The organism is Alteromonas alvinellae, assembly GCF_902705805.1.
In genome coordinates this window covers 72,290-96,979 of record NZ_CACSIH010000008.1, presented here as the reverse complement: position 1 = coordinate 96,979, position 24,690 = coordinate 72,290, and the positions used below count along the sequence as shown (strand labels likewise).

Annotated in this window: 21 protein-coding genes; 12 read left to right on the top strand and 9 right to left on the bottom strand. The window is 43.9% G+C overall.

Annotated features, from left to right (window positions below; genetic code table 11):
* Positions 1 to 184 precede the first annotated feature (184 nt).
* The 3 genes from xdp1 (ACX5KA_RS00475) to prsT all read left to right on the top strand — a co-directional run bounded on the left by xdp1 (ACX5KA_RS00475) (position 185) and on the right by prsT (position 5,064).
* The gene (gene xdp1, locus ACX5KA_RS00475) at positions 185 to 1,123 is read left to right on the top strand and encodes an exosortase-dependent surface protein XDP1 (RefSeq protein ID WP_458730197.1); all 939 of its coding nucleotides are present in this window, start codon (positions 185 to 187) and stop codon (positions 1,121 to 1,123) included.
* Positions 1,124 to 1,280: 157 nt separating this feature from the next.
* On the top strand, positions 1,281 to 2,144 hold the full coding sequence (gene xdp1, locus ACX5KA_RS00470; RefSeq protein WP_458730196.1) for an exosortase-dependent surface protein XDP1: 864 nt from the start codon (positions 1,281 to 1,283) through the stop codon (positions 2,142 to 2,144).
* A 106-nt stretch (positions 2,145 to 2,250) separates the two neighbouring features.
* On the top strand, positions 2,251 to 5,064 hold the full coding sequence (prsT, locus tag ACX5KA_RS00465) for an XrtA/PEP-CTERM system TPR-repeat protein PrsT (protein WP_458730195.1): 2,814 nt from the start codon (positions 2,251 to 2,253) through the stop codon (positions 5,062 to 5,064).
* A gap of 18 nt (positions 5,065 to 5,082) precedes the next feature.
* Here prsT and dld read toward each other — a convergent pair whose 3' ends face one another.
* The 4 genes from dld to rluD form a co-directional block, all read right to left on the bottom strand.
* Positions 5,083 to 6,786 carry a D-lactate dehydrogenase gene (gene dld / locus ACX5KA_RS00460; RefSeq protein ID WP_458730194.1) on the bottom strand — a complete coding sequence of 568 codons (1,704 nt, stop codon included), beginning with the start codon at positions 6,784 to 6,786 and terminating at the stop codon, positions 5,083 to 5,085.
* 134 nt (positions 6,787 to 6,920) lie between these two features.
* Positions 6,921 to 9,497: an ATP-dependent chaperone ClpB gene (gene clpB, locus ACX5KA_RS00455; protein ID WP_458730193.1), complete on the bottom strand. Its 2,577-nt coding sequence runs from the start codon at positions 9,495 to 9,497 to the stop codon at positions 6,921 to 6,923.
* 251 nt (positions 9,498 to 9,748) lie between these two features.
* Positions 9,749 to 10,504, bottom strand: coding sequence for a peptidoglycan editing factor PgeF (pgeF, locus tag ACX5KA_RS00450; RefSeq protein ID WP_039217093.1), 756 nt, complete (start codon positions 10,502 to 10,504; stop codon positions 9,749 to 9,751).
* A gap of 16 nt (positions 10,505 to 10,520) precedes the next feature.
* Entirely contained in the window at positions 10,521 to 11,504 is a 984-nt protein-coding gene (gene rluD, locus ACX5KA_RS00445) for a 23S rRNA pseudouridine(1911/1915/1917) synthase RluD (RefSeq protein WP_039217091.1), read from the bottom strand.
* A gap of 185 nt (positions 11,505 to 11,689) precedes the next feature.
* Here rluD and ACX5KA_RS00440 point away from each other — a divergent pair, with 185 nt between their 5' ends.
* On the top strand, positions 11,690 to 12,454 hold the full coding sequence (locus tag ACX5KA_RS00440; RefSeq protein WP_039217088.1) for an outer membrane protein assembly factor BamD: 765 nt from the start codon (positions 11,690 to 11,692) through the stop codon (positions 12,452 to 12,454).
* 103 nt (positions 12,455 to 12,557) lie between these two features.
* Here ACX5KA_RS00440 and ACX5KA_RS00435 read toward each other — a convergent pair whose 3' ends face one another.
* The 3 genes from ACX5KA_RS00435 to ACX5KA_RS00425 form a co-directional block, all read right to left on the bottom strand.
* On the bottom strand, positions 12,558 to 13,298 hold the full coding sequence (locus ACX5KA_RS00435) for a ChrR family anti-sigma-E factor (protein WP_458730192.1): 741 nt from the start codon (positions 13,296 to 13,298) through the stop codon (positions 12,558 to 12,560).
* Positions 13,291 to 13,902 (bottom strand): sigma-70 family RNA polymerase sigma factor, encoded by a 612-nt coding sequence (locus ACX5KA_RS00430; protein WP_458730191.1) that lies wholly within the window; start codon positions 13,900 to 13,902, stop codon positions 13,291 to 13,293. Before ACX5KA_RS00430 ends, ACX5KA_RS00435 begins: the two co-directional genes overlap by 8 nt.
* Positions 13,903 to 14,020: 118 nt before the next feature.
* Positions 14,021 to 14,596: an LON peptidase substrate-binding domain-containing protein gene (locus ACX5KA_RS00425; RefSeq protein WP_458730190.1), complete on the bottom strand. Its 576-nt coding sequence runs from the start codon at positions 14,594 to 14,596 to the stop codon at positions 14,021 to 14,023.
* Between the two features lie 258 nt (positions 14,597 to 14,854).
* Here ACX5KA_RS00425 and ACX5KA_RS00420 point away from each other — a divergent pair, with 258 nt between their 5' ends.
* From ACX5KA_RS00420 to ACX5KA_RS00400, 5 genes are read left to right on the top strand one after another with little or no spacing between them, the layout of a single operon-like run.
* The gene (locus tag ACX5KA_RS00420; RefSeq protein ID WP_039217076.1) at positions 14,855 to 15,298 is read left to right on the top strand and encodes a DUF2358 domain-containing protein; all 444 of its coding nucleotides are present in this window, start codon (positions 14,855 to 14,857) and stop codon (positions 15,296 to 15,298) included.
* Complete coding sequence (locus ACX5KA_RS00415; protein ID WP_039217075.1) at positions 15,295 to 16,014, top strand: SDR family NAD(P)-dependent oxidoreductase; 720 nt, start codon at positions 15,295 to 15,297, stop codon at positions 16,012 to 16,014. The genes ACX5KA_RS00420 and ACX5KA_RS00415 overlap by 4 nt, the downstream gene beginning before the upstream one ends.
* A gap of 11 nt (positions 16,015 to 16,025) precedes the next feature.
* Positions 16,026 to 17,291 (top strand): NAD(P)/FAD-dependent oxidoreductase, encoded by a 1,266-nt coding sequence (locus tag ACX5KA_RS00410; protein WP_458730189.1) that lies wholly within the window; start codon positions 16,026 to 16,028, stop codon positions 17,289 to 17,291.
* Positions 17,288 to 18,031, top strand: a complete 744-nt coding sequence (locus ACX5KA_RS00405) for a DUF1365 domain-containing protein (protein ID WP_458730188.1) — start codon at positions 17,288 to 17,290, stop codon at positions 18,029 to 18,031. Before ACX5KA_RS00410 ends, ACX5KA_RS00405 begins: the two co-directional genes overlap by 4 nt.
* A 2-nt stretch (positions 18,032 to 18,033) precedes the next feature.
* Positions 18,034 to 19,290: a class I SAM-dependent methyltransferase gene (locus ACX5KA_RS00400; protein WP_458730187.1), complete on the top strand. Its 1,257-nt coding sequence runs from the start codon at positions 18,034 to 18,036 to the stop codon at positions 19,288 to 19,290.
* A gap of 116 nt (positions 19,291 to 19,406) precedes the next feature.
* Here the strand turns inward: ACX5KA_RS00400 and ACX5KA_RS00395 are convergent, their stop codons facing one another.
* Positions 19,407 to 20,336 (bottom strand): flagellar motor protein MotB, encoded by a 930-nt coding sequence (locus ACX5KA_RS00395; RefSeq protein ID WP_458730186.1) that lies wholly within the window; start codon positions 20,334 to 20,336, stop codon positions 19,407 to 19,409.
* Positions 20,336 to 21,097, bottom strand: coding sequence for a flagellar motor protein PomA (gene pomA / locus ACX5KA_RS00390; RefSeq protein ID WP_039217062.1), 762 nt, complete (start codon positions 21,095 to 21,097; stop codon positions 20,336 to 20,338). The genes ACX5KA_RS00395 and pomA overlap by 1 nt, the downstream gene beginning before the upstream one ends.
* 402 nt (positions 21,098 to 21,499) lie before the next feature.
* Here pomA and xseB point away from each other — a divergent pair, with 402 nt between their 5' ends.
* From xseB to dxs, 3 genes are read left to right on the top strand one after another with little or no spacing between them, the layout of a single operon-like run.
* A complete protein-coding gene (xseB, locus tag ACX5KA_RS00385; protein ID WP_039217131.1) occupies positions 21,500 to 21,742 on the top strand; it encodes an exodeoxyribonuclease VII small subunit in 243 nt (80 codons plus the stop codon).
* 29 nt (positions 21,743 to 21,771) lie between these two features.
* Entirely contained in the window at positions 21,772 to 22,662 is an 891-nt protein-coding gene (locus tag ACX5KA_RS00380) for a farnesyl diphosphate synthase (RefSeq protein WP_039217059.1), read from the top strand.
* 32 nt (positions 22,663 to 22,694) lie between these two features.
* Positions 22,695 to 24,575 (top strand): 1-deoxy-D-xylulose-5-phosphate synthase, encoded by a 1,881-nt coding sequence (dxs, locus tag ACX5KA_RS00375; RefSeq protein WP_458730185.1) that lies wholly within the window; start codon positions 22,695 to 22,697, stop codon positions 24,573 to 24,575.
* Positions 24,576 to 24,690: the final 115 nt, after the last annotated feature.

Genomic DNA, 24,690 nt, shown 5'->3' with positions numbered 1-24,690 from the left:
ACTAATCACGAAAGATCAACACGCCTTAGGTATACGGTTACATACCTTAAATAGCTCACCGTTCATATATCATACAAGTCCATGTTGAAATTAGGTACTACCAAGTTTGTGTTCGCATAATGTGCGCACACATCACTCGGCGTGTACTTGAAGTGCTTTGCGCTTCATATATAGGAAAGCAATTATGCGAACGCTACAAAAAACGTTTTCTTTGCAAACTGTACTATTACTTTCCACAGCTTTGCTATCTACCCTGAGTGCTAATTCAGCATTCGCTACCTACTATAAAAAGCAAAGTTATTCTCACTGTGGGTCATCGAGCCAAAGCAACGAACAAAGCAATGTATGTAACTCTCCGCTGGGAGAATACACCTACGATCTAGTCGATGACAAAGTGACACAAACCAATCAGACGAATAATTCCTTTGTTCAAATAGACGGATTAAATATTAGTATGTCCGCCTTTTCTGACACACAAGGAGTTACCGGCGAAACAGTCGTTGGCGCCAAGTTAGAAAAAATCTCAGATAAATGGGCTTACGGCATAACAAACAATGATGAAGCATACTATCGTGGCGACGCTGACCACGCTATTGACAATATCAACTATTACTCTCAAGGTAGCGCGAACGCTTATTATAGCGGTATGACTAACGTAGAACGTGACTATGACTTCGTGTTGTTATCGTTCGACTCTGCAGTGACACTAACGGGCGCAAGTTTTTCATGGCTTTATGATAGTAGAGATAGTCAAGTGTCTGTGGCTGCGCTTAGTAACACCTCTAAACTAACCTCTGGCGTTAACACATGGAGTCATATTGTTGAAGATGCCCTAACGTCAGCTTCATTCGACATTGAGAGTTGTGAATATTTAGATCACCGTGCAGATTTCACGTTTACTGAGTCAGCACAATATTGGCTTGTGGGTGCATACAACACTGTATTTGGTAAAACAACTCACGGAAGAATAGGTAACGACGCGTTTAAACTTGCGAATATCGGTTTCTCTATTTCAGAAACAGCGGGTACACCAGATACCACCGAAGTGTCTGAACCTGAAACTATCGGCCTACTTATGGCCTGCTCACTCTTCGTCATGTGGCGTCGCAAAAAACTTGTTTAATAAAATTAGACTTTAGATCACAGACAGGTGGTACGACCTGTCAGTTTTTTTTACTACCTAGCAAGACCAGCGAAAAAAAGCACCAAATAACAATAGCTTATTTTTGGCGCAAATTATGCTTAAGAAAAATTATTTGTAGTAGTTGTTGTATGTAAAAATGAAAAAATTAATTCCTCTGTTTGTTTTATTTGCGCTACATGTTAGTTCCCTGAAAGCCGAAGATACGCTTGTTAAAGAGTATTCATATGACCTTATGTCACATAGCTCTTCAGACGTATTAAACCCTTTAGGGATTGATATAGACGGTGTGAATGTAACGCTATCCGCATGGGCGGATACTGCAACTTCATCACAGACTGATGTTCAATGGCAATGTCGGCGATGGGCATGTTATCCAAGGCAAGTCACAGTCACCCATGATCTTGACACTGTAGAATCTGCAACAGCACAACTTGTCAACGGCTGGGGATATGGAATAAGAAATGACCTGGAGTCTGGAGGCAGTCATCAAACCATCGATAACTATGGTGAAAGTATAAACGGAACGTTTGTAGATTCCTTTGAATATCTGCTATTTTCTTTTGACTCAGAAGTAAATATCTCTCAAATCGATTTCGGATGGCACGCAGGTTATGATCAACAAGTGTCTGTTGTATCAATCGCTAATTCGGCTGAGATAGAATCTGCCTCGTGGAGTTCTATTGTTTCAAACCAAACAACGCTTAACGCTATCTCTGCTTCTTTCAATATCGTTGGAAGCCAAAATAATGGGTCTGCAAATCTACAATCGTTAAGTAATACATATTCTAATTATTGGCTAGTGGGCGCTTACAATAAGACCTTCGGAGACATTGGTGGGCACGACTATAATGATGCTTTCAAAATATCATCAATTCAATTTGAAAGTAAGCTAACCCCACCTCCTCCACCACCACCAACACAAGTAAGCGAACCAGGTGCCCTAGCACTAATGAGCCTAGGTTTGGGTCTTGTTCTATACAGACGTAAGCGTCGCGTTTAATTGTTTAAAAACGCATAGAAAACACGTATCTTTAGAAGGTGGCTTAGGCCACCTTTTTTTTATGCTATTTTTAAGCCAGTGGCTAGGCTAAGTTTCGAAGGTTTATATGGATTTTTTTAATAATAAAAAGCGTGTTGTACAGCGCGCTATTGTCTCAGCAGTTGCCTCATCATTAATCGCTTTCAACAGTTTCGCTACGACCTCGGAAGACTATGAAAAAGCGCTCACTGCATTTAATAAAAACGAATACGACGAAGCCTATATCCACCTAAAAAATAGCTTACAGAAAGACCCTGAAAACCTTGCTGCAAAAATTCTTATGGGTGAAATACTGCTTATAAACGGCTACTTAACCGCGGCCGAAATGGAGTTTGTAGAAGCGCTAGAGATGGGTGCCGATATTAACCTTCTGGCAGAGCCGCTTGGCAACACTTGGCTGTTCTTGAACAGATATCAAGAGATTGTCGATTTTGCCGATTTAAACAAGCTATCTGGTGATGCTGAGCGCGAATGGCTTATGATTCGTGCAACAGCGTGCATTAGACTGGAAGACGAGCAGTGTGCCCTACGCGACTATAGCACTATAGTCTCACGCACACCTAACTTCGTGCCAGCCATAAATGGCTTAGCCTCTATTGCCCTTCAAAATGAAGACTTATCTAAAGCAAATTCTCTTATCGATAAAGCCATGTCGTTAGAACCAGAAAACGCAATAACATGGAGACTTAAGGGACAGCTTGCTTATCGACAGGGAGATACTGACGCAGCAACCGCGCATTTACAAAAAGCATTGACGTTTAACCGCGACGATCCTATTGCGCTACGTAACCTTGTAGACTTGTACTTAGAAGCAAAAGACTACGATACCGCAAAGCTTTTTGTTGATGAGATCATTGAAGACACGCCTAACGATCCGCTAGCCATATTACTCAACAGCTGGCTACAAAGTAGAGACAACCAGCAAGCTATTGATAATGCAAAGCTAAAAGAACTTAACGACTTCATGGCGCAGCTTGACCCTGAGCTGATAACCTCTCAACCGATGTTGTTATATATAAGTGGTTTAACGAACTTCTTTAACAACAACATGGAAACAGCCACAAAGGACTTTAATGCTTACTTGCAGCAGGAGCCTGATGACCTGCAGGCAGTATTAATGCTAAGTCAAGTCTATATGGCAACACAGCAAGACAAACAAGCGCTTGCGCTGCTTGAACGTCATCAGGATGCGTTAATGGAAGACCCTGACTCAGCGCTGCTTCTGGGTGACTTATTTATTCGCCAAAACAAAGCATTCAAGGCTGAACGCCTACTGCAAAATCTTGAATACAAATACCCTAATGAGAACAAGCTTCAGCTTTTCAAGATTAAATTAATGGCTGCCAGAGGTAAGCAGGACGAAGCACTATCAATTCTTGAAAAGAATTTGCCGACCTACAAAGATAACACGGGTTTTCTATTCACTTATTCATTAATGAATTTACAAGCCCAGCAGTTTGATAATGCTTTAAAAGGCGCAAACCTGCTAAGTGAACTTTATCCTGACGAAGCTGAAGTGTACAACTTAAAAGCCGGCATCTTGATAAGACAAGGTCAGTTAGAAGAAGCTAAAACCAATATCGAAAAGGCGCTGGCACAGAACCCTACCCTTTTTCCTGCAAAATTTAATTTGGCGGCTACTGAAAGCCGCTTAGGCAACGTAGAAACTTCTAACCAATTGATTGAAGAACTTCTTACTTTGTCACCTCAGCATAATGAAACGCTGATGCTAAAAGCGTTTAATCTGACCAAAGCAGGCAAGGTAGATGAAGCAAAGCAAATCTATCTCGATTTACTAACACTTACGCCGTCGAATAGCGGTGCTAGGGAACGCGTTTCCTCTTTGTATCAGCAACAAGGCGACATTAAGAATGCACTGTATCACTTAGACCTGCTAATTAAAGATGACTTCGACAATGCTGACTACCTCCTTCGCAAAGCTGCGCTTCAGTTAGGGAATAATCAACGTGCCGATGCCGAAAAAACGCTAAGCATTGTAAGAAACTTTATTAACGACGACGCGGGTAAATTAATTGCCTATGCGGACCAAGCCCGAAACATTGGTGATAGCGAGGGCGCGTTAAACGCCATGGCTCGCGCACACGACATAGCCAACACGAGTACATTTGTTACCCTGCGCTATACAAGCTTACTGTTAGATTTACAGAAAAACGATAAAGCACAGTCGTTGTTAGCGACAGTTCCTGCAAACCAGCAGCAAAACCCGGTTTACCATTTTCTAAAAGGAAGATTAGCTGCGAATAAAGGTAATGATGAAAGTGCGATTAACGCTTTCGAAAAAGCGCTAAAAGTCGACGCTTCTTTTGCACAAGCCTTTGTTGCGATCTACAACTACGCACTGAACGATCAGTTCGTCGATGTATTCTTGAATACGGCAAGAAAACTGGTGAGCGAGAATGAAAACAATCTGCTGGCAAAAAACCTGTTGGCGCAATACTTATTCTTCATTCAAGAGTTCGATGAGTCGATAGCGCTTTACAAGGAGCTTGTTGAGCAACCAAACTTACTCAACCCTGCTGAGGCTTACAATCGCCTAGCGATCATGCATATAGAGGAATCGCTAGTCACTGCAAAAAACTATGCACGTCAGGCCTACGAGCTTCAACCAAACTCAGCAAAAATATTGGATACCTACGGTCACATCAAAGCGCTACATGGAGACTATGAAGGCAGCCTTAAAATGCTGAGGGATGCGTTCGCCAGAGACGCCAACGACCCAAATATCCGCTATCATCTGGGCTACACGCTAGCCAAGCTCAATAGAATTGAAGAGGCGAAAAAAGAGTTAGAATATGCAGTAAAAGTGGAACGCCCTTTCTTTAAGCGTCCTCAAGCAAGAACGCTATTAGAGAGCCTATAAGGCTCTCTTCGCATGCAGCTATAGGCAGCACGAACAATTGCGTTTGTGCTTTTCCATTTTGCCAATACCAGGGTTAAACGTATTGGTAGGGTCTAGCTCTCTGTAAAACTGCTGTAACCTACTCTCAGCTTCATACAAATGCCCGACGTTATGCTCGGCAGGATATTTAGCGCCGCGACTATCTAATAATGCCAACATGTCCGCCTTTACTTTTTTGGCATCGCTGCCCTTTTTAAGTATGTAGTCCTGATGGAAGACATGGCAAAAGAAATGGCCGTAATAAAGTGGCTTTTCGACATGTTTGGCTATGTGCTCAGGCAACTTTTCTACCCAAAACTCGTCATTGCGGCGCAACGCAATATCTAACGCTAAAATATCCCCTACTTGTTTGTTATGCATCATTTGATAACGCACCGCGGCACCTGCCGCTGCGAAACGGAGTAAAAAGGCTTTAGATGCTTCCTCTTCGTTACAAGTAATGTAGTCACCGTCTAGTTTTTCTTTCTTAAACAGCTTGGACATAAGTCTGCGAGCCTCCTCAATACCTTCATCGCTCATTTTAAGGATAAGATGGTGCTCGTACTTGTCGCGGTAGGCTCTTAAACTTGCAGGGATTTGGTCAGAGAAAAGCTTACTCCCAAACTGCATAACTCTGTCGCTTAGGTAACGAGGCATAAAAGGCAGTTTGTTGAGCACAGAATCCACCCGCCCCTTAAGTGCGAACATTTTAGGTAGTGCATCTGTGCCTAAACGTTCAATACTTAATATCGTATCTTTGCCATACCTATCTGCAATATCAAACATTTCTCTATGAAGGTATTCACCTATTTCAGGAACATTATCAAACGTTGACAGAATATCTCTGCGGATGCGGGTAAGTACAGCAGCATCGTTCGTACCGATGTAAAACGTTTGTTCTTTTTTAGGTACTTCGAATGTGTCTACGCGCACGGCAAAAACGGCAATTTTGCCTGCACAGCCACTGGCTTCATAAAGCCTTGTTGGATCGGCATTGAAGCGACTCGGCGTATCAGAATTTACATCTCGAACGATTTCTTCATAGTCACTGGCTGACGCTTTCTTTTCAGTTTCAGGAAGTGATTTCACAAAGTTACCTGAAGAAAGGTTTCCAATAATCTCTTCAGCGGTCTCACCTAGGTCTATACCCAAATGGTTAATCAGCTTTAGCTCGCCGTTTTCATCTATTTGAGCGAATAAGGATAGCTCTGTATACGCAGGCCCTCTTTTGACAAGCGCCCCACCTGAATTGTTTGCTACGCCACCAACGATAGACGCCCCTAAACACGAAGACCCAATCACCGAATGTGGCGCGCGCCCTAGTGGCTTCAACATTTTTTCCAACTTAAACAAGGTTGCCCCTGGAAAACTCAACACCTGCCTACCATCGTTTATTAGGACGATATCGTCCATGGCTAGGGTGTTAATTACTATTACCGGTCTATCATAATCGTCACCGCTTGGTGTCGAACCTTCAGTCAGCCCAGTTTTCGCAGCCTGCATAATGATGATGCAGTTAAATTCAACACAGACCTTAAGCACTTCCCAATATTGCATGAGCGTGGTTGGAAACAGTACGGCCAATGCCTCACCTTCGCCCGAGCGCCATCCTTTTCGATAGTGCTCAGTTTGGCGTTCTCCAATGGCAAGATTGCTTTCCCCGAGTACGCGTTTAAATGCGTTAATAATTGGGGCTGTTTCCATGTATGACTCCTAACACTCACGCTGAAATTACTCTAGCAGAGTAAACTAAAGGAAAAGACAGTGCCAAGGCAATAATAAAGCAACAAAAAAGGCACTGTTTCCAGTGCCTTTGACTTCAAGATTTGGTTTGCTGATTAACCGCTTACTACAAATAGTCCGCTGTCGTCAGCATCAATGCGAATGGTGGACTCAGGCAATAGCTCACCCGCTAGCAATTGCTGGGCGAGTGGATTTTCCACTTGCACTTGAATCGCTCGCTTAAGCGGACGCGCGCCAAACACAGGGTCGAAACCTGCATCGGCTAACTTGTCCATGGCTGCGGCAGACAAGGTCAGTTTGTACCCTTTTTCAGCAAGTCTTGCACGCAACGAGGCAAGCTGAATTTTAGCAATAGACTTAATTTGCTCTTTGCCTAATGGATGGAATACCACAATGTCATCCACACGATTGATGAACTCCGGCCTGAAATGCTGCCCCACCACGCTCATTACCGATGCTTTCATATCGTCATACTGACTTTCGTTGTGTTTATCTTGAATGATGTCTGAACCTAAATTAGACGTCATGATCACAACCGTATTTTTGAAATCTACGGTGCGGCCTTGCCCATCAGTCAGTCTGCCGTCATCCAGCACCTGAAGTAGAATGTTGAATACATCAGGATGCGCCTTCTCAACTTCATCTAACAAGATTACTGAATAAGGCTTTCGGCGCACCGCTTCGGTTAAGTAACCACCTTCTTCATAGCCAACATAGCCAGGAGGTGCGCCCACTAAACGCGCCACCGAGTGTTTTTCCATAAACTCTGACATATCGATACGCACCATGGCATCTTCAGTATCAAACATAAAGCCGGCCAAAGCTTTGCACAATTCAGTTTTACCTACACCCGTTGGTCCCAGGAATAAGAATGAGCCAATGGGACGGTTTGGATCGGCAAGCCCCGCACGTGAACGGCGGATGGCGTTTGAAACAGCCTCAACGGCTTCTTCTTGCCCGACTACACGTTTATGAAGGACATCTTCCATACGCAATAACTTCTCGCGCTCGCCTTCTAGCATTCTCGCTACCGGAATACCTGTCCACCGAGAAAGCACATCAGCAATTTCGATGTCCGTTACTTTATTTTTAAGCAACGTGGTTTCACGGGTTTCGTTTTCTGCCGCTTGCTCAAGCTTGGCTTCAAGTTCAGGAATACGACCATACTGAAGTTCCGACATGCGATTCAAATCAGATGCCCTGCGAGCAATTTCTAAATCTAGCTTTGCTTGTTCTAGCTCTCCCTTAATAGTCTGGGTGCCTTGCATGGCATCTTTTTCATCTAGCCATACTTTTTCTAGCTCTGCATACTTTGTTTCAGCTTGCTCACGCTCTAGCTCAATCATTTCAAGGCGTTTATGGCTAGCGTCGTCGGTTTCTTTAGCAAGCGCTTGCTCTTCCAGCTTTAGCTGGATAATACGGCGCTCCAAACGGTCCATATCTTCTGGCTTTGAGTCTATTTGCAGACGAATGCTAGATGCAGCCTCGTCAATAAGGTCAATGGCTTTATCCGGCAATTGACGGTCACTAATATAACGATGTGACAAACTCGCCGCTGCAACGATGGCAGGATCCGTGATGTCAACCGAGTGGTGAAGCTCATAACGCTCTTTCAAGCCTCGAAGAATAGCAATAGTGTCTTCTACGCTTGGCTCTTCAACCAATACCTTTTGGAAACGACGCTCTAGTGCCGCGTCTTTTTCAATGTACTGACGGTATTCATCTAGCGTGGTTGCTCCCACACAGTGAAGTTCACCGCGAGCCAGCGCTGGTTTTAGCATATTCCCTGCGTCCATTGCGCCATCGCCTTTCCCTGCACCTACCATGGTGTGCAGTTCGTCGACGAATAAAATAACGCGCCCCTCTTCTTTAGCTAGCTCGTTAAGAACAGCCTTTAACCGTTCTTCAAACTCACCGCGGTATTTAGCACCAGCGACTAATGCCCCCATATCTAGGGCAAGAACGCGCTTGTTCTTTAAGCCTTCAGGTACTTCGCCGTTAATGATGCGCTGAGCCAAACCTTCAACAATGGCCGTTTTACCTACACCTGGTTCACCTATAAGGACGGGGTTGTTTTTGGTTCTGCGCTGTAGCACTTGCACCGTTCGACGAATTTCGTCATCACGCCCAATCACCGGGTCAAGCTTGCCTTGCTCCGCCCGCTCGGTTAAGTCTGTGGTGTACTTCTCAAGAGCCTGGCGCACGTCTTCAGCGTTAGGATCCGTGACCTTTTGACCACCACGCATGTCGTCTATTGCGTTTTCAATGGCTTCTTTAGTGATATTCAGGCTTTTGAGGATTTCACCCAAACGCCCTTTATCTTGTAGCGCCGCTAGAACAAAGATTTCTGAAGTGATGTATTCGTCTTTTCGCTGCTGCGCTATCTTGTCGCAAAGATTGAGCAGAACACCACTGTCTTTGCTTAATTGAACATCGCCCCCAATGCCTTCGATTCGAGGTAGGCGTTCAATGGCCTGGCTCAAAGCAGAACGAAGTGCGTTGACATTAATGTTAGCTTGATCAAGCAACGGGCGTACTGAACCACCTTGCTGATTCAGCATGGCGGTCATTAAATGGACAGGTTCTATATATTGATGATCTCGCCCCAATGCGAGTGATTGAGCATCGGATATTGCGAGCTGAAATTTACTGGTAAATCTATCTAGTCTCATAATCTCAACCTAATAAGTGAACAACTATACCTGCGGAAACACGCCGCGATTACGAACATTTTAACTCTCGCTGAGTGGGTAATGCTCTATGCGGAATGGTATTCTTTATATTCTAGTTATGTAGACTGCTCAATTGCGATTCAAGTATGAGATTGAAAAGTTAGCCAAAAAGATAACAAATACTATGAGAAGTTTGATTTAGCGCAAATGTTTGATGAGACTGAAAACTGCTGCCTTTTTTCCTAAAAAATTTAAAGCAGTCCTATTACGCTTACCATGCGCCCCGTTGTGCGTTTGTTTTGATGGGTTGCTCTTCGATGTGAATAGAAGCGTCGCTCATCAGAGTAAGTGCAAAGATTACTTTGTGTAATATTTTCTACACCTGTTTTCTGCAATTGTATCTGTGCCACTAAAGGTAAATCTAATAAGTACTTCCCTTTATTACTACTATTGGCAATAGCGCCCTCTATGTGACGAAATTTACTAGCCAAATTTGCATCTACTTCATAGCAAGCACCGCTTATTGCAGGACCTATCCAAGCAATGATGTTATTGGCATCGCAGCTAAATTGCCCAACCGCATTCTTGATAATATTGGTCTCAAGCCCTTTCCACCCCGCATGTACTGCTGCCACTTCTTGACCACTCTCATCACATAATAAGATGGGCACACAATCAGCAGTCATTACAGCGCAAAAGTGTGATTTAGAAGAAGAATAAGCCGCATCGGCAGTGGTATCTGCACTTGGAAGTGACACTACGCGGTTGCTGTGCACTTGTTCTAACCACGTAACTTTTTGACTGTGGGGGAGAACGCCTCTATTGGCTTTAACTAATAAAAGATCATCCCCCACGTGCGCGCCGACATTTAAGCCTGCAAAATCCCCCATACTAGTGCCCCCTAACCTTGTCGTTGTATAAGCGACTATATTAGAAGGGCAAGACCACGCTGGCGCAATCAACTCCAGCGTAGATGAAATAGGTGAATTTGCATCTGACAATGTCATAATACCTACTCTCTAGTTAGAGCATATCTTGCGGATTGTCCGTTGTGTCTTTCTTGACTGCTTTAAGCAAGTCCTGCATATCTTGAGGCAGTGGAGCTTTCCACGTCATCCACTCTTCAGTTTCAGGGTGAAATAGTGAAAGCTGAGCTGCGTGCAATGCCTGACGCTGGAAACCACGAAGTGCTGCGATAAACTCCTCGGATGCGCCTTTAGGTAAACGCGGACGCCCGCCGTAAACCTGATCGCCCAGTAGCGGATGTTTTATATGCGCCATGTGTACACGGATTTGGTGTGTACGACCGGTTTCAAGCTTCAATCGCAGGTGAGTATACGCACGGAACTTTTCAATAACGCGATAATGGGTTACCGCAGGTTTACCCATTTCACGAACTGCCATGTGCGTGCGCTTTGTGGCATGCCTGCCAATAGGTTCATCTACAATACCACCCGCAACCATAGTACCCAACGCAATGGCTTCATATTCACGACTCATTTCGCGACGCTGTAGTTGGTCAACAAGGTGCGTTTGCGCAGGTATTGTTTTTGCCACTACCATTAAACCCGTGGTGTCTTTATCTAGACGATGGACAATGCCTGCTCGCGGAACTTTATCAATCTCAGGGTAATGATTTAGCAACGCATTTAGTACGGTTCCGCTTGGATTTCCCGCGCCAGGATGTACGACCAAATCGGCAGGCTTGTTTATTACCAAGATATGCTCATCTTCATAAACTATATTTAGCGCGATATCTTGCGCTTGGCTTGTAACCTGTACATCCATTTCAGCTTGTACCGTAACAAGTTCGTCCATCTGCATTTTGTGGCGAGGCACGGTGATCACTTCACCATTTACTGCGACATTTCCTTCTTGAATCCAAGTTTTTAGCTTAGAACGAGAATATTCAGGGAACAAATCAGCTAATACCTGATCTAACCGTAAACCAAAATGCGTAGCTTCCGTTGAAGCCTCTAATTGTATTGTGTTCGGCGACTGTGTCATAACACCATTGATTACGTCTAAAAAAGAGTATTATAACAAGTATTCACGCTGTACACTGCCTTGTTTACGTTTTTGTATGGTTTTTCTCGTCGTTAGTGCGTTAGAATGCAATTAAAGTGTTGTTGTTTAACACATGAGCTTAGACAGCGAAGTATTAAACTGTTTAGCAGGAAAAAAGAATTATTATGAAATCATTTCGTCTACTGGCTCCCGTTCTATTGGGTGCTATGGTATCTGTCGCAGGGTGTAGCTCTTCAGATAATGAAGAAAAAGCAGTTTTAGCTAACATGGGTGCGCAGCAACTGTACGACAGAGCAAAGCAGAGCATGGAAGTAGGTAACTTCAGCGCTGCAGCACAAACGTTAAGCGCGCTAGATTCGCGCTACCCGTTCGGTCCCCTATCCCATCAGGTACAGCTAGACCTTATTTATAGCTATTATAAGTCAGGTAAAAACGAAGAAACGCTTGCCACTATCGACAGATTTATTCGTCTGAATCCAAACCATTCAGATGTTGATTACGCGTATTACATGCGTGGATTAACTAACATGGAATCAGATAGCAACCTTTTCCAAGAGTTAATGAACATTGACCGCACGGATAGAGATCCATCAAAGTCCCGTGCAGCGTTTGAAGATTTTCGAAGGCTCATTCAGCAGTACCCAGACAGTAAATATGCAGCTGACGCAAAGCAACGTATGGTGCACATTAAAGACCGACTCGCCCGTTACGAGATTGCTATTGCACGTTTTTATATGAGACGTGAGGCTTATGTAGCTGCCGCTAACCGTGGTCGCTATGTTATTGAGCACTTTCCGAATACTACTCAGGTTCAACAAGCCCTAGAAATTATGGTTTCAAGCTATGAGCAACTTGGCCTTACGGAGCTTCGTGATAACGCAATGAAGACTCTTAGACTCAACTACCCGGACAGCGAATTTATTGGCTAGTCAGAAGGTTTCATTACATTAGTTAATGTCAAAAAAACGCACCTAGGTGCGTTTTTTTGGCGTGCTATAAATGGCTAAAAAAATCAAAATTCACAGAGTCATTTTAGCGGAAGAATAAATGACTGAACGGATTTAGTAATCTTGCTAAACCGGAGGTAAAGTGTAACGGCTGGTCTACGATACTGAATACTAAGCAACCTTCTTTACCCTCGGCTTTTGGGGTATGCGTCTTTTCACCATCCATAAAAATGAAGTCGCCCGTGTCATATCGACTAAGCCCATCACTGAACTCTCCGTCAATAACCAATGTATATTCAGTACCTCGATGCGTGTGCTCTGGCACGCTACCACCACTACCCATAAAAATAAAATTAGCAACACCCTGATTACCTAAATCAACAGGCGCTTGCCACAATTTTCCAACCAAGCTCGACCAATTACCCGTCTTATCTATATAGCGATGTAGTGTTCGGGGTAACGTGAACGTCCGGCCGTCCAGTTCGATTGTCCTACAACCAACATGCTCGTGCTCATCAATGTTTCGCGCTAACTCTCGATACTCTAGCGGCTGATTTGATTCACTGCGATTATTATTGGTCGAAGGTAGTTGGGTTATTTGAGACAGCATCTCACCAAACTGAAGTGCGATGTCGCCGGCGTCAACTGCACTGTCGTTTGCGGTTGACACCATTTGCGCTGCCAGACTCTCTGTTTCAATTTCTACAAACCGCTGACACTTCTCACACATGTCGCAGTGTGCAGAAACCATTAAAGATATAGCAGGTGATTGTGTGCCCTCAACAAATTCTTTAAGCTGATGGGCACTCGGGTGAAACCTAATCATTATCGTTTAACATGACCTTCAGTCGTTGTAGCGCCAAACGTGTACGCGATTTTACTGTACCTAGTGGTATAGATAGTTCATCAGCAACTTCTTGCTGCGACTTGCCATCGATATATATGGCTTCGACTACCGCTTTTTGCTTAATGGGCAAAGACTCGAACAAATATCCAATTTGCTCCAACGTGACTTGCTCGTCAAGCGGTGCCTCATTGGCGTCTGCCGTTTGCTCACAAAGCACCGGCCACAAATCATCAGAGCATACGTCTTCTTTTCGATTCTGCAACTTGCGAAGCATATCAAAACGTATATTACGTGCAATAGTAAATATCCAAGTGGATGGCGACCCTTTCTCGGCATTAAAAAGGTGCGCTTTCTGCCAAACATTCGACATTGTGTCTTGCACCAACTCCATCGCTAATGCTTCATTACCCATCTGTTTTAGAGCGTAAGAGCGTAAGCGAGGTGCAAAATAATTGAATACTCGAGCAAATGAACGCTTGCATCTGGCATCAGCAACCGCGACAAGGTAATCAGACATTTCAGTAGCACACTCTTTAGGTTTGATTGTGCTGTTACTTTGTTCCAAAGGAATTCCAACTAACATAAGATTCGTCCGCTTTTCCGTTTTGGTTGTATTATTCTACGGCGTTCTGACTTAAAACGTTTGCGAAATTCGCGAATATTGGATTACGAATTTGTAATCTCAAGATCAACTCTCATTATTAAGCGATTAGTGCAGAGAGATAATTAACCAAACTAGTACATTCTCTTTGCGCTAAAAAATGCTGTTTTTGCGAGCCATCTACTGGCAATAACTCAAGCCATCGATTTAATACCCAGTTGGGGCAATCAAATTTCGGTGATTCGTATAACGCTGCCAGTTCTTCGTAATTTCCAAATATTTCTTTAAGCCGCTCGTCCATAGGCGCTATTTGTTGAGGAGCTAAATCGCACTGCCAAGGTTCTAAAACTTTACAACTACCGGTGCGAAGGCCATCGTGTTCTACCTCGATGTTACTCACCTCAACTAAGTGAGAACCAGCAACCTTTATGCCAAGCAACCCATCATCAAGCATATCGAAGTCCACAACCTGTGCGTATGTTCCTATTTTGTGAATATGCTCGTTTGCATTCTTGTCGCCATTTGCGTTTAACATGCACATCACAAAGCCTTTATTTTCGGCGCATGCCTCTTTAACCATGCGCACATATCTAGGCTCAAAAATACGCAAAGCCATTCTACCTTCAGGCAAAAGGTGCGCAGATAAAGGAAATAAGGGAAAACGTTCTACACTCATACTCGACACTTCCAAAAACACGAAATTCATTACGCAACTGAGTACAAATAGGATCGAATGGGAAAATTTTTCACTAATAATCTGAAAAACATGATCTTAAGAACGTCGTTTAATGTAATTTATGATTTAGCTACCAACATTAACAGATTTTATTTCATAGACTTGCGGTCGATATTCAACAGAGTCACAACAAGACCAAACAGAATTTGGCAGCAAATTGTTTTTTCCATCATACCACTTCGACGTTAAGGAAGCTGAATGGATGTCATTGCACGCTTTTGTAAAATTTACACAGATATATGTCAAATCTCTCCAGTGGACTTAGAAAAAATATACGCCAACGACATTTTATTTATAGACCCAATCACCACACATCGTGGAATTGGAGAAGTGAAGAACTACTTTGCTAACCTTCTAACCCAAGCCGAAAGTTGTAAATTCGATATAGCGGACATTTTTATCTGCTCACAACAGATATCCTCATGTCACTCTAATGTCACTCACGTTGTAAATTGGACAATGACCCTCGTACTAAAAGATAACGCGAAAAAGATCACGCTAGACGGTACAACACAACTTGGTGTTGACGGTGACATCATCATCTACCACAAAGATTATTACGATTTGGGCGAAATGGTATACGAGCACGTACCTATCTTAGGTTTTATAATCAAAAAGATTAAAGGGAAGCTGGCAAAATGAAGAGTATCTTAATTACTGGCGCAACATCTGGAATAGGGAAAGCACTTGCAATCAAGTGTGCCCATAATGGGTATAGTGTCATTGCGTGTGGAAGAAACAAAGAAGCCCTCGATGAGCTTAGCAAATATAGTAATATTAGTGGTTGCCAGTTTGATGTGTCAGATTTAGAGGATACAAAGCGAGCATTAGCAAATGTTGAGTTCGATATTGCTGTACTTAATGCTGGTACTTGTGAATATGTCGACCTTGAGGATTTCGAGCCAGACATGTTCCGGCGCGTTTTCGAGCCTAATTTCTTCGGCGTAGTTCACTGTGTTAACGCACTTCTCCCACGATTAAAAGATGGCGACAAACTGGTCATAGTCGACAGTATGGCGCGTCTATTACCTTTCACTCGAACTCAAGCCTATGGCTCTAGCAAAGCTGCTCTTCACTATTTTACTAAATCTTTAGAAGTCGACCTTCACCATAAAGGGGTAAAAGTACAGGCCGTCTCACCAGGTTTTGTTGAAACACCCCTTACCGATAAAAATGACTTCGAAATGCCAATGAAAATTAGTGCAGAAGAAGCTGCCGAGGCTATGCTTAAAGGGATAGAAAGTAACAAGCAAACCGTTTTCTTCCCTCGATTCTTTGGCTTTATTCTGCGCTTTATGCACATTTTGCCAACGCCACTTCAAAAGCGACTATCGTTGTCTATGCGAGAAAAACAATAAGAGACACAACAATGAATAATAAGATTGCCATAATAGGCACAGGAATTTCAGGATTAACCTGCGCATACCTTCTTAACAGAAAGCACGACATCACAGTTTACGAAGCAAACGACTATATAGGTGGTCATACTGCTACTAAAAAAATTAAGGATAATGGTGAAACCCTTCACATTGATACCGGCTTTATTGTATTTAATGATTGGACTTACCCTAACTTCATTAAGCTTATTACTCAGTTAAACGTCGACTACCAGCCAACAGAGATGAGCTTCTCTGTGATGAGTAAAAAAGCGAACCTTGAATATAATGGCAATAACCTAAATAGTTTGTTCGCACAGCGGCGCAATATTTTTCGACCTAAGTTTTGGCGCATAGTAAAAGACATACTCGCGTTTAATAAAGCGTGTAAAGCTATGGTTGCGGAAAAGCGTGACACGTCCTCGTTGACGCTAGAAGATATTATTAAAGAATTAGGGCTAAGCGATGATTTCGCGCGCTACTACATACTGCCTATGTGCGCAGCAATTTGGTCTAGTAGCCTCGAACAGACGAGAAAGTTTCCGTTAACCTTCTTCCTGCAGTTTTTTAATAACCATGGCCTGCTCAATATTACCGACCGACCACAGTGGTTCACTATTAAAGGTGGCTCTAGTCAATACATTCCACCACTAATTGCGCCATTTGAGTCTAAGATTAGATTATCTACGGCTGTAGTTTCTGTGGCCAAACGTGATGACAAGTGGGAAGTTACCGATTCATCCGGTACAGTTGCGACTTTCAATCATGTAGTGTTTGCATGTCACAGTGACCAAGCGTTAAAAATGATTCAATCCCCTACTTCACTGCACAAAGATATTCTTGGCAATATTCCTTATGCAGAAAATGATGTGGTAATGCACAAAGACACAGGCCAATTACCCAAAAGAAAGCTGGCGTGGGCAAGTTGGAACTACAGCTTAAAAGAGGATGCAAGCGAGGAAACCCGCCCCGCTTCTGTGACCTACAATATGAATATTCTCCAGCGATTAGAAGCGGAGAATACTTATTGCGTAACGCTGAATAATACGCCTGAAATCGACGAAAACAGTATTTTACGAAGCTTTCAGTATGCTCACCCACAGTACAGCGCCAGCATGGTTGAAGCGCAGTCACGTAGAAGTGAGATTTGCGGCGTAGATAACTTACATTTCTGTGGAGCCTACTGGTACAACGGCTTTCATGAAGATGGCGTTACCAGTGCACTAGACGTTTGTGCGCGTTTTGGTGAAGCCCTGTGATGGAAAGCGCGATATATAAAGGCAAGGTATGTCATCAACGTTTCAAGCCGACCCAGCACAAGTTTGACTACGATATTTACCTGTTTTGGTTAAAGCTCGAAAGCGACGAACTTAACGCGCTATCAGATACGCTGACGTATTTTAGCGCCCATAGCAAAGCAAGAGTTCGATTCAAGCGGGAGGATTATTTGGGCGACCCGTCCATTTCGTTGAAACAAGCGGTTTTGGAAAGGATGACCGAGTTAAACGGTGGTAAAACACTTAACGGTGACGTTTTCATGTTGGGCCAATTACGCATGTGGGGCCTTTATTTTAGCCCAGTTAATTTTTACTACCTTCGCAACGTTGAGGGTAAATATACTCATATGCTTGCTGAAGTGAGTAATACTCCATGGAATGAGCGCCATCACTATCTTGTAAACCTAGACACTCAAGCCGATACGCCGAAGGCTTTTCACGTTTCGCCTTTCAACCCCATGGATATGACTTATAAATGGTCGATTTCCCAGCCTTCGTCTAGACTTTCTTTAGCGATGGATTGCGTAAGAGAAGACAAAGAATTTAGCGCGGGGATTAATTTGACTAAATTTACTTTAGATAATGCGAATCTATCTGCCGCACTTAAACGTATACCCAGTATGACAATAAAAACTGTGGCCGGAATTTATTGGCACGCGCTTAAGCTATTGCTGAAACGAACGCCACTATATACACACCCAGAAAAGAGTCAGGAACAATAACAATGTCTTTCGGTGAATCTGTACTACTGACCACCTCAGAGGTCTCTTTCGTAGATAAAACTTGTAGAACACTTTTTCTAAAGTGTTTAAACCAACTCCCCTTTGGTCGCCTGATAATTCAAGAAAACGGTGACGAGATTGCACGTTTTGGTGAAGAAAATAGCGATTTACGTGCTACCGTAAATATCAAAGACGTGCAGGCCTATCGACGGTTGTTACTTGGCGGCAGTGTGGGCGCTGGCGAGGCATATATGGACGGTTTATGGGACAGTGACGACGTGACCGCTGTAGTAAGGATCTTTGCTCGAAACTTGCCCACCCTTGATGAGTGGGAAAATAAGTTTAAGTGGCTAACCATGCCCATCAATAAAGTTCAGCATTTTGCCCGTCGAAATACAAAAGACCAAGCTAAAAAGAACATTGAAGCGCATTATGATTTGGGCAATAAGCTATATACTCGCTTTCTCGACCCAACAATGATGTATTCATCAGCAATATACCCTGACCTAAATGCGACGCTCAACGAAGCGCAGAACTTTAAACTAAAAGCCATTTGTGACAAGTTACAACTGACCGAAGAAGACCATCTTTTAGAGATTGGCACCGGGTGGGGCGGCTTAGCCATTTTTGCTGCGAAACATTATGGTTGCAGTGTTACCACCACTACCATTTCAGAAGAGCAGCACGCCTGGGCAAAAGACTGGATCGCACGAGAAGGGCTTGAAAACAGGATTACTTTGCTTAAAAAAGACTACCGTTTACTTGAAGGTAAATTCGATAAACTGGTTTCCATTGAAATGATCGAAGCTGTGGGTAAGCAGTTTTTAGGTAACTTTTTTCAAAAATGCTCGTCACTTCTGAAAGATGATGGCCTAATGTTACTTCAGTCAATTACTATTGACGATAGGCGTTATGACAGCTATTCAAACAGCGTAGACTTCATACAGAAATACATTTTCCCGGGTGGTTTTTTACCATCGCAATACCAGTTAAATGCTCATCTCAAAAAATACACAAATATGATGATCCGTGACTTACACGACATTGGTGTGGACTATGCGAAAACGCTCAATCATTGGTATGAAGCATTTATCTCGGCTAAAGATGAATTGTTGAATGACGGTTATGACGAGCGCTTTATACGTATGTGGACCTACTACCTTAAATATTGCGAAGGTGGCTTTTTAGAGAGAACCATTAGCACTGTTCAGCTTGTTATTTCTAAACCTCAGTACAGAGAAGAGTTAGCCAGGGTTTGATGGACGCATTTCACTTGTAAACAAATACAAGCTAGAGTTTTAAAACTAAAAAGCGGTGCTCATTATGAAGGCACCGTTTTTTGGTCGTGCGTACTTAGTTTAGAAAAAGTTGACGCTTAATCATCTACCACTGATATGGGTTTGGATATCATTGGTTTGCCTTGGTTTATATTAATCTCGACTCGGCGATTCTTGGCTCTATCACTCGCTGTCGTGGCATTCTCAACAATAGGATTAGTATCAGCTTTGCCTACAACAGACATACGGCTTTCATCAAAACCAGGCGCTGTCCGCATAGCTTCAGCCACCGCTACTGCACGTTGTGATGATAAATCCCAGTTTGAGCGGTATAATTCGTTAGCAATATGCTGACCATCGCTATGCCCAGAAATCTCAATTTCTCCGGGTACATCTGCTAACAGCACACCAATTTTTCGTAATACTGGCTGAAACTGCGGCTGTAAGAAAGCAGAGCCGGCGGAAAAAGAACCATTTTCTCTAATTCTAATGGTAAGCTGCTGCCCCAGCGACTCCATCTCAACCGACCCGTCTAAAATTTGCTTTTCTAATTGTTGAGCCACTTTTTTCATCAACTCTGCCATTTGAGATTGGTCAGTGCTTTGTTCAGCGGATGAAGATGACTCAGTAGCCGTTTGTTGAGACTGACCGCCGCGTTGTTCGCCACGCTGCTTTTGCCTGCCGCCCGCTGAATCTTCGTTTCCCGCCTGAAACTCTAGCATTTGCTGGGTCATTTCGGTGGTTTGCTGCTGAATGGACTCAATTGGTGTTGGGTCGGGTTTACCTGGGCGAAACTCCATGGCTATAACGCTGGTACCCTTTGGAATATCTTTTACTTCAATTTTGTTTTGTACACCGAATGCAAATTTCATTGAGCCTGCGATTTGCTTAAATTTGAGCACATCCATTTCTGAGAATGAAAGCAGAAGTACAAAAAAGCACATTAGCAATGACATCAAGTCTGCGAAGGTCCCCATCCAGGCTGGAAGCCCCTCGGGGGGGCATTTTGGGCATTCTTCTTCGGCCATTACTCTTCCTCTGCGCTTCCACGCTTACTTGCGGCAAGATAGTTTTTTAGTACACCCTCAATAACTCGCGGGTTTTGACCGTCAGCGATGCCTACAATACCGTCAAGAACAAGACTTTGATTGAGCTTCTCTTCCCCTGCCCGTACAGCCAATTTAAACGCTATGGGCAAACAAATAACGTTGGCGAAAAAAGCGCCATATAAGGTAGTCAGTAGTGCTACCGCCATTGCTGGACCGATAGCTTTCGGGTCATCCATGTTTGATAGCATGGCAACCAAACCAATCAGGGTTCCAATCATACCCATAGCCGGTGCAATATCGCCCATGCCTTTGAAAAAGGATGCGCCGAAATCGTGTCGTTCTGACGTCATGGATATATCTTTAGCAAGTGTTTCTCTGACCACTTCTATATCATGGCCGTCAACCAACATATCTACGCCCTTCTGCATAAACTCATTAGAGATTTCCGCCTCTTCTAAGGCGAGAAAGCCTCCTTTTCGCGCGGCATCTGCCATCTCTACGATTTTTTCAATCAGCTCTTCCGGCGACTCAATCTTAAACATGAAGGCTTTGCCAGCGATCTTACCTGCACCGAAGAACTGACCTAAAGTAAACTGTGACAAAACAACGAACAAGGTCCCACCAAATACAATTAATATTGATTGGACGTCGATGAACATGCCTAAGCTGCCGCCTAGAATCATAGCCATAACTATGAAACCAATAGCGCCCAACATACCTATGACGGTTGCTAAATCCACTCACTCTTCCCCATTTATGCGCAGACAGTGCTGTTGATGTACAATAATTCTATCGGCAAGAGATAGAAATACTAAAACGACATTATTGAAAAATATCACATTTATTTGTTTTTTATGAAGCGCGTTAACAACTCCCCGCATTTTTCAAGACATTTAAAAACGATGAGTTTGCCCATTCATAGTGTTCACGTTAGGCACACGCTGTCACCTCACATTTAAAAGTAATATAACTACTCAACACGAATATAGCACAGTTTCTGTTTGTCCTGTTTGCTCAACTGCGTGAAAAAAAAGCTATGTCGCAGTGATATAGGCGATATACGGACAAACCATTTGACCCTTGTGCAGCCCTCGGTTAATGTGCGCGGTATACGTATTTTGGCCACTATATTGAGTGTTTTTATGACGACAGAAAAAGCATCAGCGTCTTTTGAAGAAACTTTATCAGAACTAGAAGCTATCGTTAACGAAATGGAAAGCGGTGATCTGCCTCTTAATAAAGCACTAGAAAAATTTGAGCGCGGTATTGCACTGTCTCGCCAAGGCCAGCAATCACTCGAAAACGCCGAACAAAAAGTAAAAATACTACTCAGTGAACAAGGCGAAGAAACCCTTCAAACTCTTCCTGAAAGTGAACAGCCGTAACTCGTTCATTTTTAACTAACAGGCAATCTATGAATTTTTCTGCTTTGCATCAACTAGTTAAACAGCAAACTGATGCATCTCTTCTTACGTTAATTGACGAATTACCCGATTACGCACCGCGCTTGAAAGACGCAATGCGTCACGCCTTATTGGCTGGCGGTAAACGGATGCGGCCACTACTTGTTCAAGTAGTAGGTAACACCCTAGACGTGCCCAAAAAAGACCAAATGGCTATTAGTATGGCCATTGAATGTGTGCATGCCTACTCGTTAGTCCACGACGATTTACCCGCCATGGACGACGACGACTTGCGCCGCGGTATGCCAACCTGCCATATCGCCTTTGATGAGGCTACCGCTATTTTAGCTGGCGACGCGCTGCAAGCCCTCGCATTCACGGTGTTAGCCGATGCGCCATTAAGCACGTATGCTGAAACAAAGCGTAGCCAGTTACTGTCTGTACTTGCAAAAAGTGCGGGTTACATAGGTATGTGCGGTGGGCAAGCTATCGATTTAGCCAGCACCGGCAAAACCATCTCGCTAGAAGAACTAAAACAGCTGCATAGATTGAAAACCGGTGCATTGTTAAAAGCCTGCGTAGAAATGGTCGCCATTGTTAGTGAAGGCTTACTGCCTCAAACTAAAATTGACTTAATGGCTTATGCCGCGGATATTGGGCTAGCTTTCCAAGTTCAAGACGATATTTTAGATGTGGAAGGCAGTAGCGAAAAATTAGGTAAGCCCGCGGGGTCAGACGAAGCGTTAGGGAAAAATACCTTTCCAGCCAAACTTGGTATTACAGGCGCTAAACAAGAATTAGAAATGCTTCACAATAATGCACTTCAAGCATTGGCGCGTTTACCCTACAATACTGACAGTTTAATTGCGTTTAGCGAGCTTTTGGTAAAACGCGACCATTAGCCACGCGCCATGTTGAAAAAGATAATAAGTACATGAGTTTAGATCTCCAACATTACCCAACGCTTGCGCTTGCGCAAACACCTGAAAAATTGAGGCAGTTGCCCCAAGACAAATTACGCGAGCTTGCCGACGAATTACGTGAATATTTACTTAACAGCGTAAGCCAAACCAGCGGGCATTTTGCTTCTGGCTTAGGCACTGTAGAGTTAACAGTGGCACTGCACTATGTGTATAACACGCCATTTGACCGCTTGCTATGGGACGTAGGCCATCAAGCCTATCCTCACAAAATTCTAACAGGCCGCGCAGAGCGCATGAGCACCATTCGTCAAAAGAATGGTCTACACCCTTTCCCATGGCCGCCTGAGAGCGATTACGACACCTTTGCAGTTGGTCATTCGTCTACATCGATTAGTGCAGGGCTGGGCATGGCTGTGGCTGCCGAAAAAGAAGGCAAAAACAGAAAGGTTGTAGCGGTAATTGGCGACGGTGCAATGACCGCTGGTATGGCCTTTGAAGCCCTTAATCACGCCGGTGATATCAAGAAAGACATGGTAGTTGTACTTAACGACAACGAAATGTCTATTTCTGAAAACGTAGGTGCGTTAAACAGTCACTTAGCTCGCTTGCTCACCGGTAACTTTTTCAACTCTATACGTGACGGCGGCAAAAAGCTATTAAGCAACGTGCCTCCAATTAAAGAGTTTGCCAGCCGTGCAGAAGAACATATTAAAGGCATGGTTGTTCCGGGCACGATATTTGAAGAGCTTGGCTTTAACTACATTGGCCCTATCGACGGCCACGACGTTAATGGTGTTGTCGATACGCTGCGCAATATGCGCAAGTTTGACGGCCCGCAGCTGCTTCACGTAGTCACCAAGAAAGGTAAAGGCTACGCGGTTGCTGAAGAAGACCCTATCAAGTTTCACGCGGTACCTAAATTCAACCCGGCAGATAACGCCTTACCCAAGTCTAAGCCTTCAGCCCCTACCTACTCGGCAATCTTTGGGAAATGGCTGTGTGATATGGCCGCACAAGACCCTAAGTTAATGGCGGTAACGCCAGCCATGCGCGAAGGCTCAGGCATGGTTGAGTTTTCTCAGCGTTTTCCAGAGCAGTATTTCGATGTTGCGATTGCCGAACAGCACGCGGTGACGTTTGGTGCAGGCCTTGCCAAAGACGGTATGAATGCGGTTGTTGCTATTTATTCGTCGTTCCTGCAGCGCGCCTACGACCAGCTCATTCACGACGTGGCGATTCAAGACCTCCCCGTATTGTTTGCTATCGATAGAGCCGGTATTGTTGGCGCAGATGGTCCTACTCACCAAGGAGCGTTTGATATCGCTTTCCTTCGCTGTATTCCCAATATGGTGGTAATGGCTCCTTCAGATGAAAATGAATGTCGCCAAATGCTCTATACGGGTCACAAGCTACAAAAACCGGCCGCTGTTCGTTACCCTCGTGGTGCTGGCATGGGTGTCACGCCTGAGGAAGCTATGACAGAACTTGAGATTGGTAAATCTCGTACGGTTCGTGAATCATCAAAAGGCAAGTCTGAAAGTATCGCCATTCTAAACTTTGGCTGCCTACTGCCCTACGCGCTTGAAGCTGCAGAAGCGATTGACGCCACCGTTATCGACATGCGTTTCATTAAGCCGTTAGACGGCGACGCAGTATTAAAAGCAGCCAGTGAACACAGCGCGCTTATCACGCTGGAAGACGGTTGTATTATGGGTGGTGCTGGTAGTGCCGTACTAGAACACTTGCAGCAAAATGGCGTATTAAAAGCGGTGAAGATGTTAGGACTGCCTGATAGCTTTATATTGCAAGGCACTCAGCAGGAAATGTACAAAGAGCACGGTTTGGATGCTGAAGGCATTATTGCTGCAGCTGGTAGTTTAAGCGCTAATTAATTAAGCTTAAAAGCTACCACTAAAATATTAAAAAGCCCGCTATTTTGCGGGCTTTTTCGTAAATAGTTTGCTCACCGTCAACTGGCTTTCCTTTGAGGTAAGTCTACCAAGATAG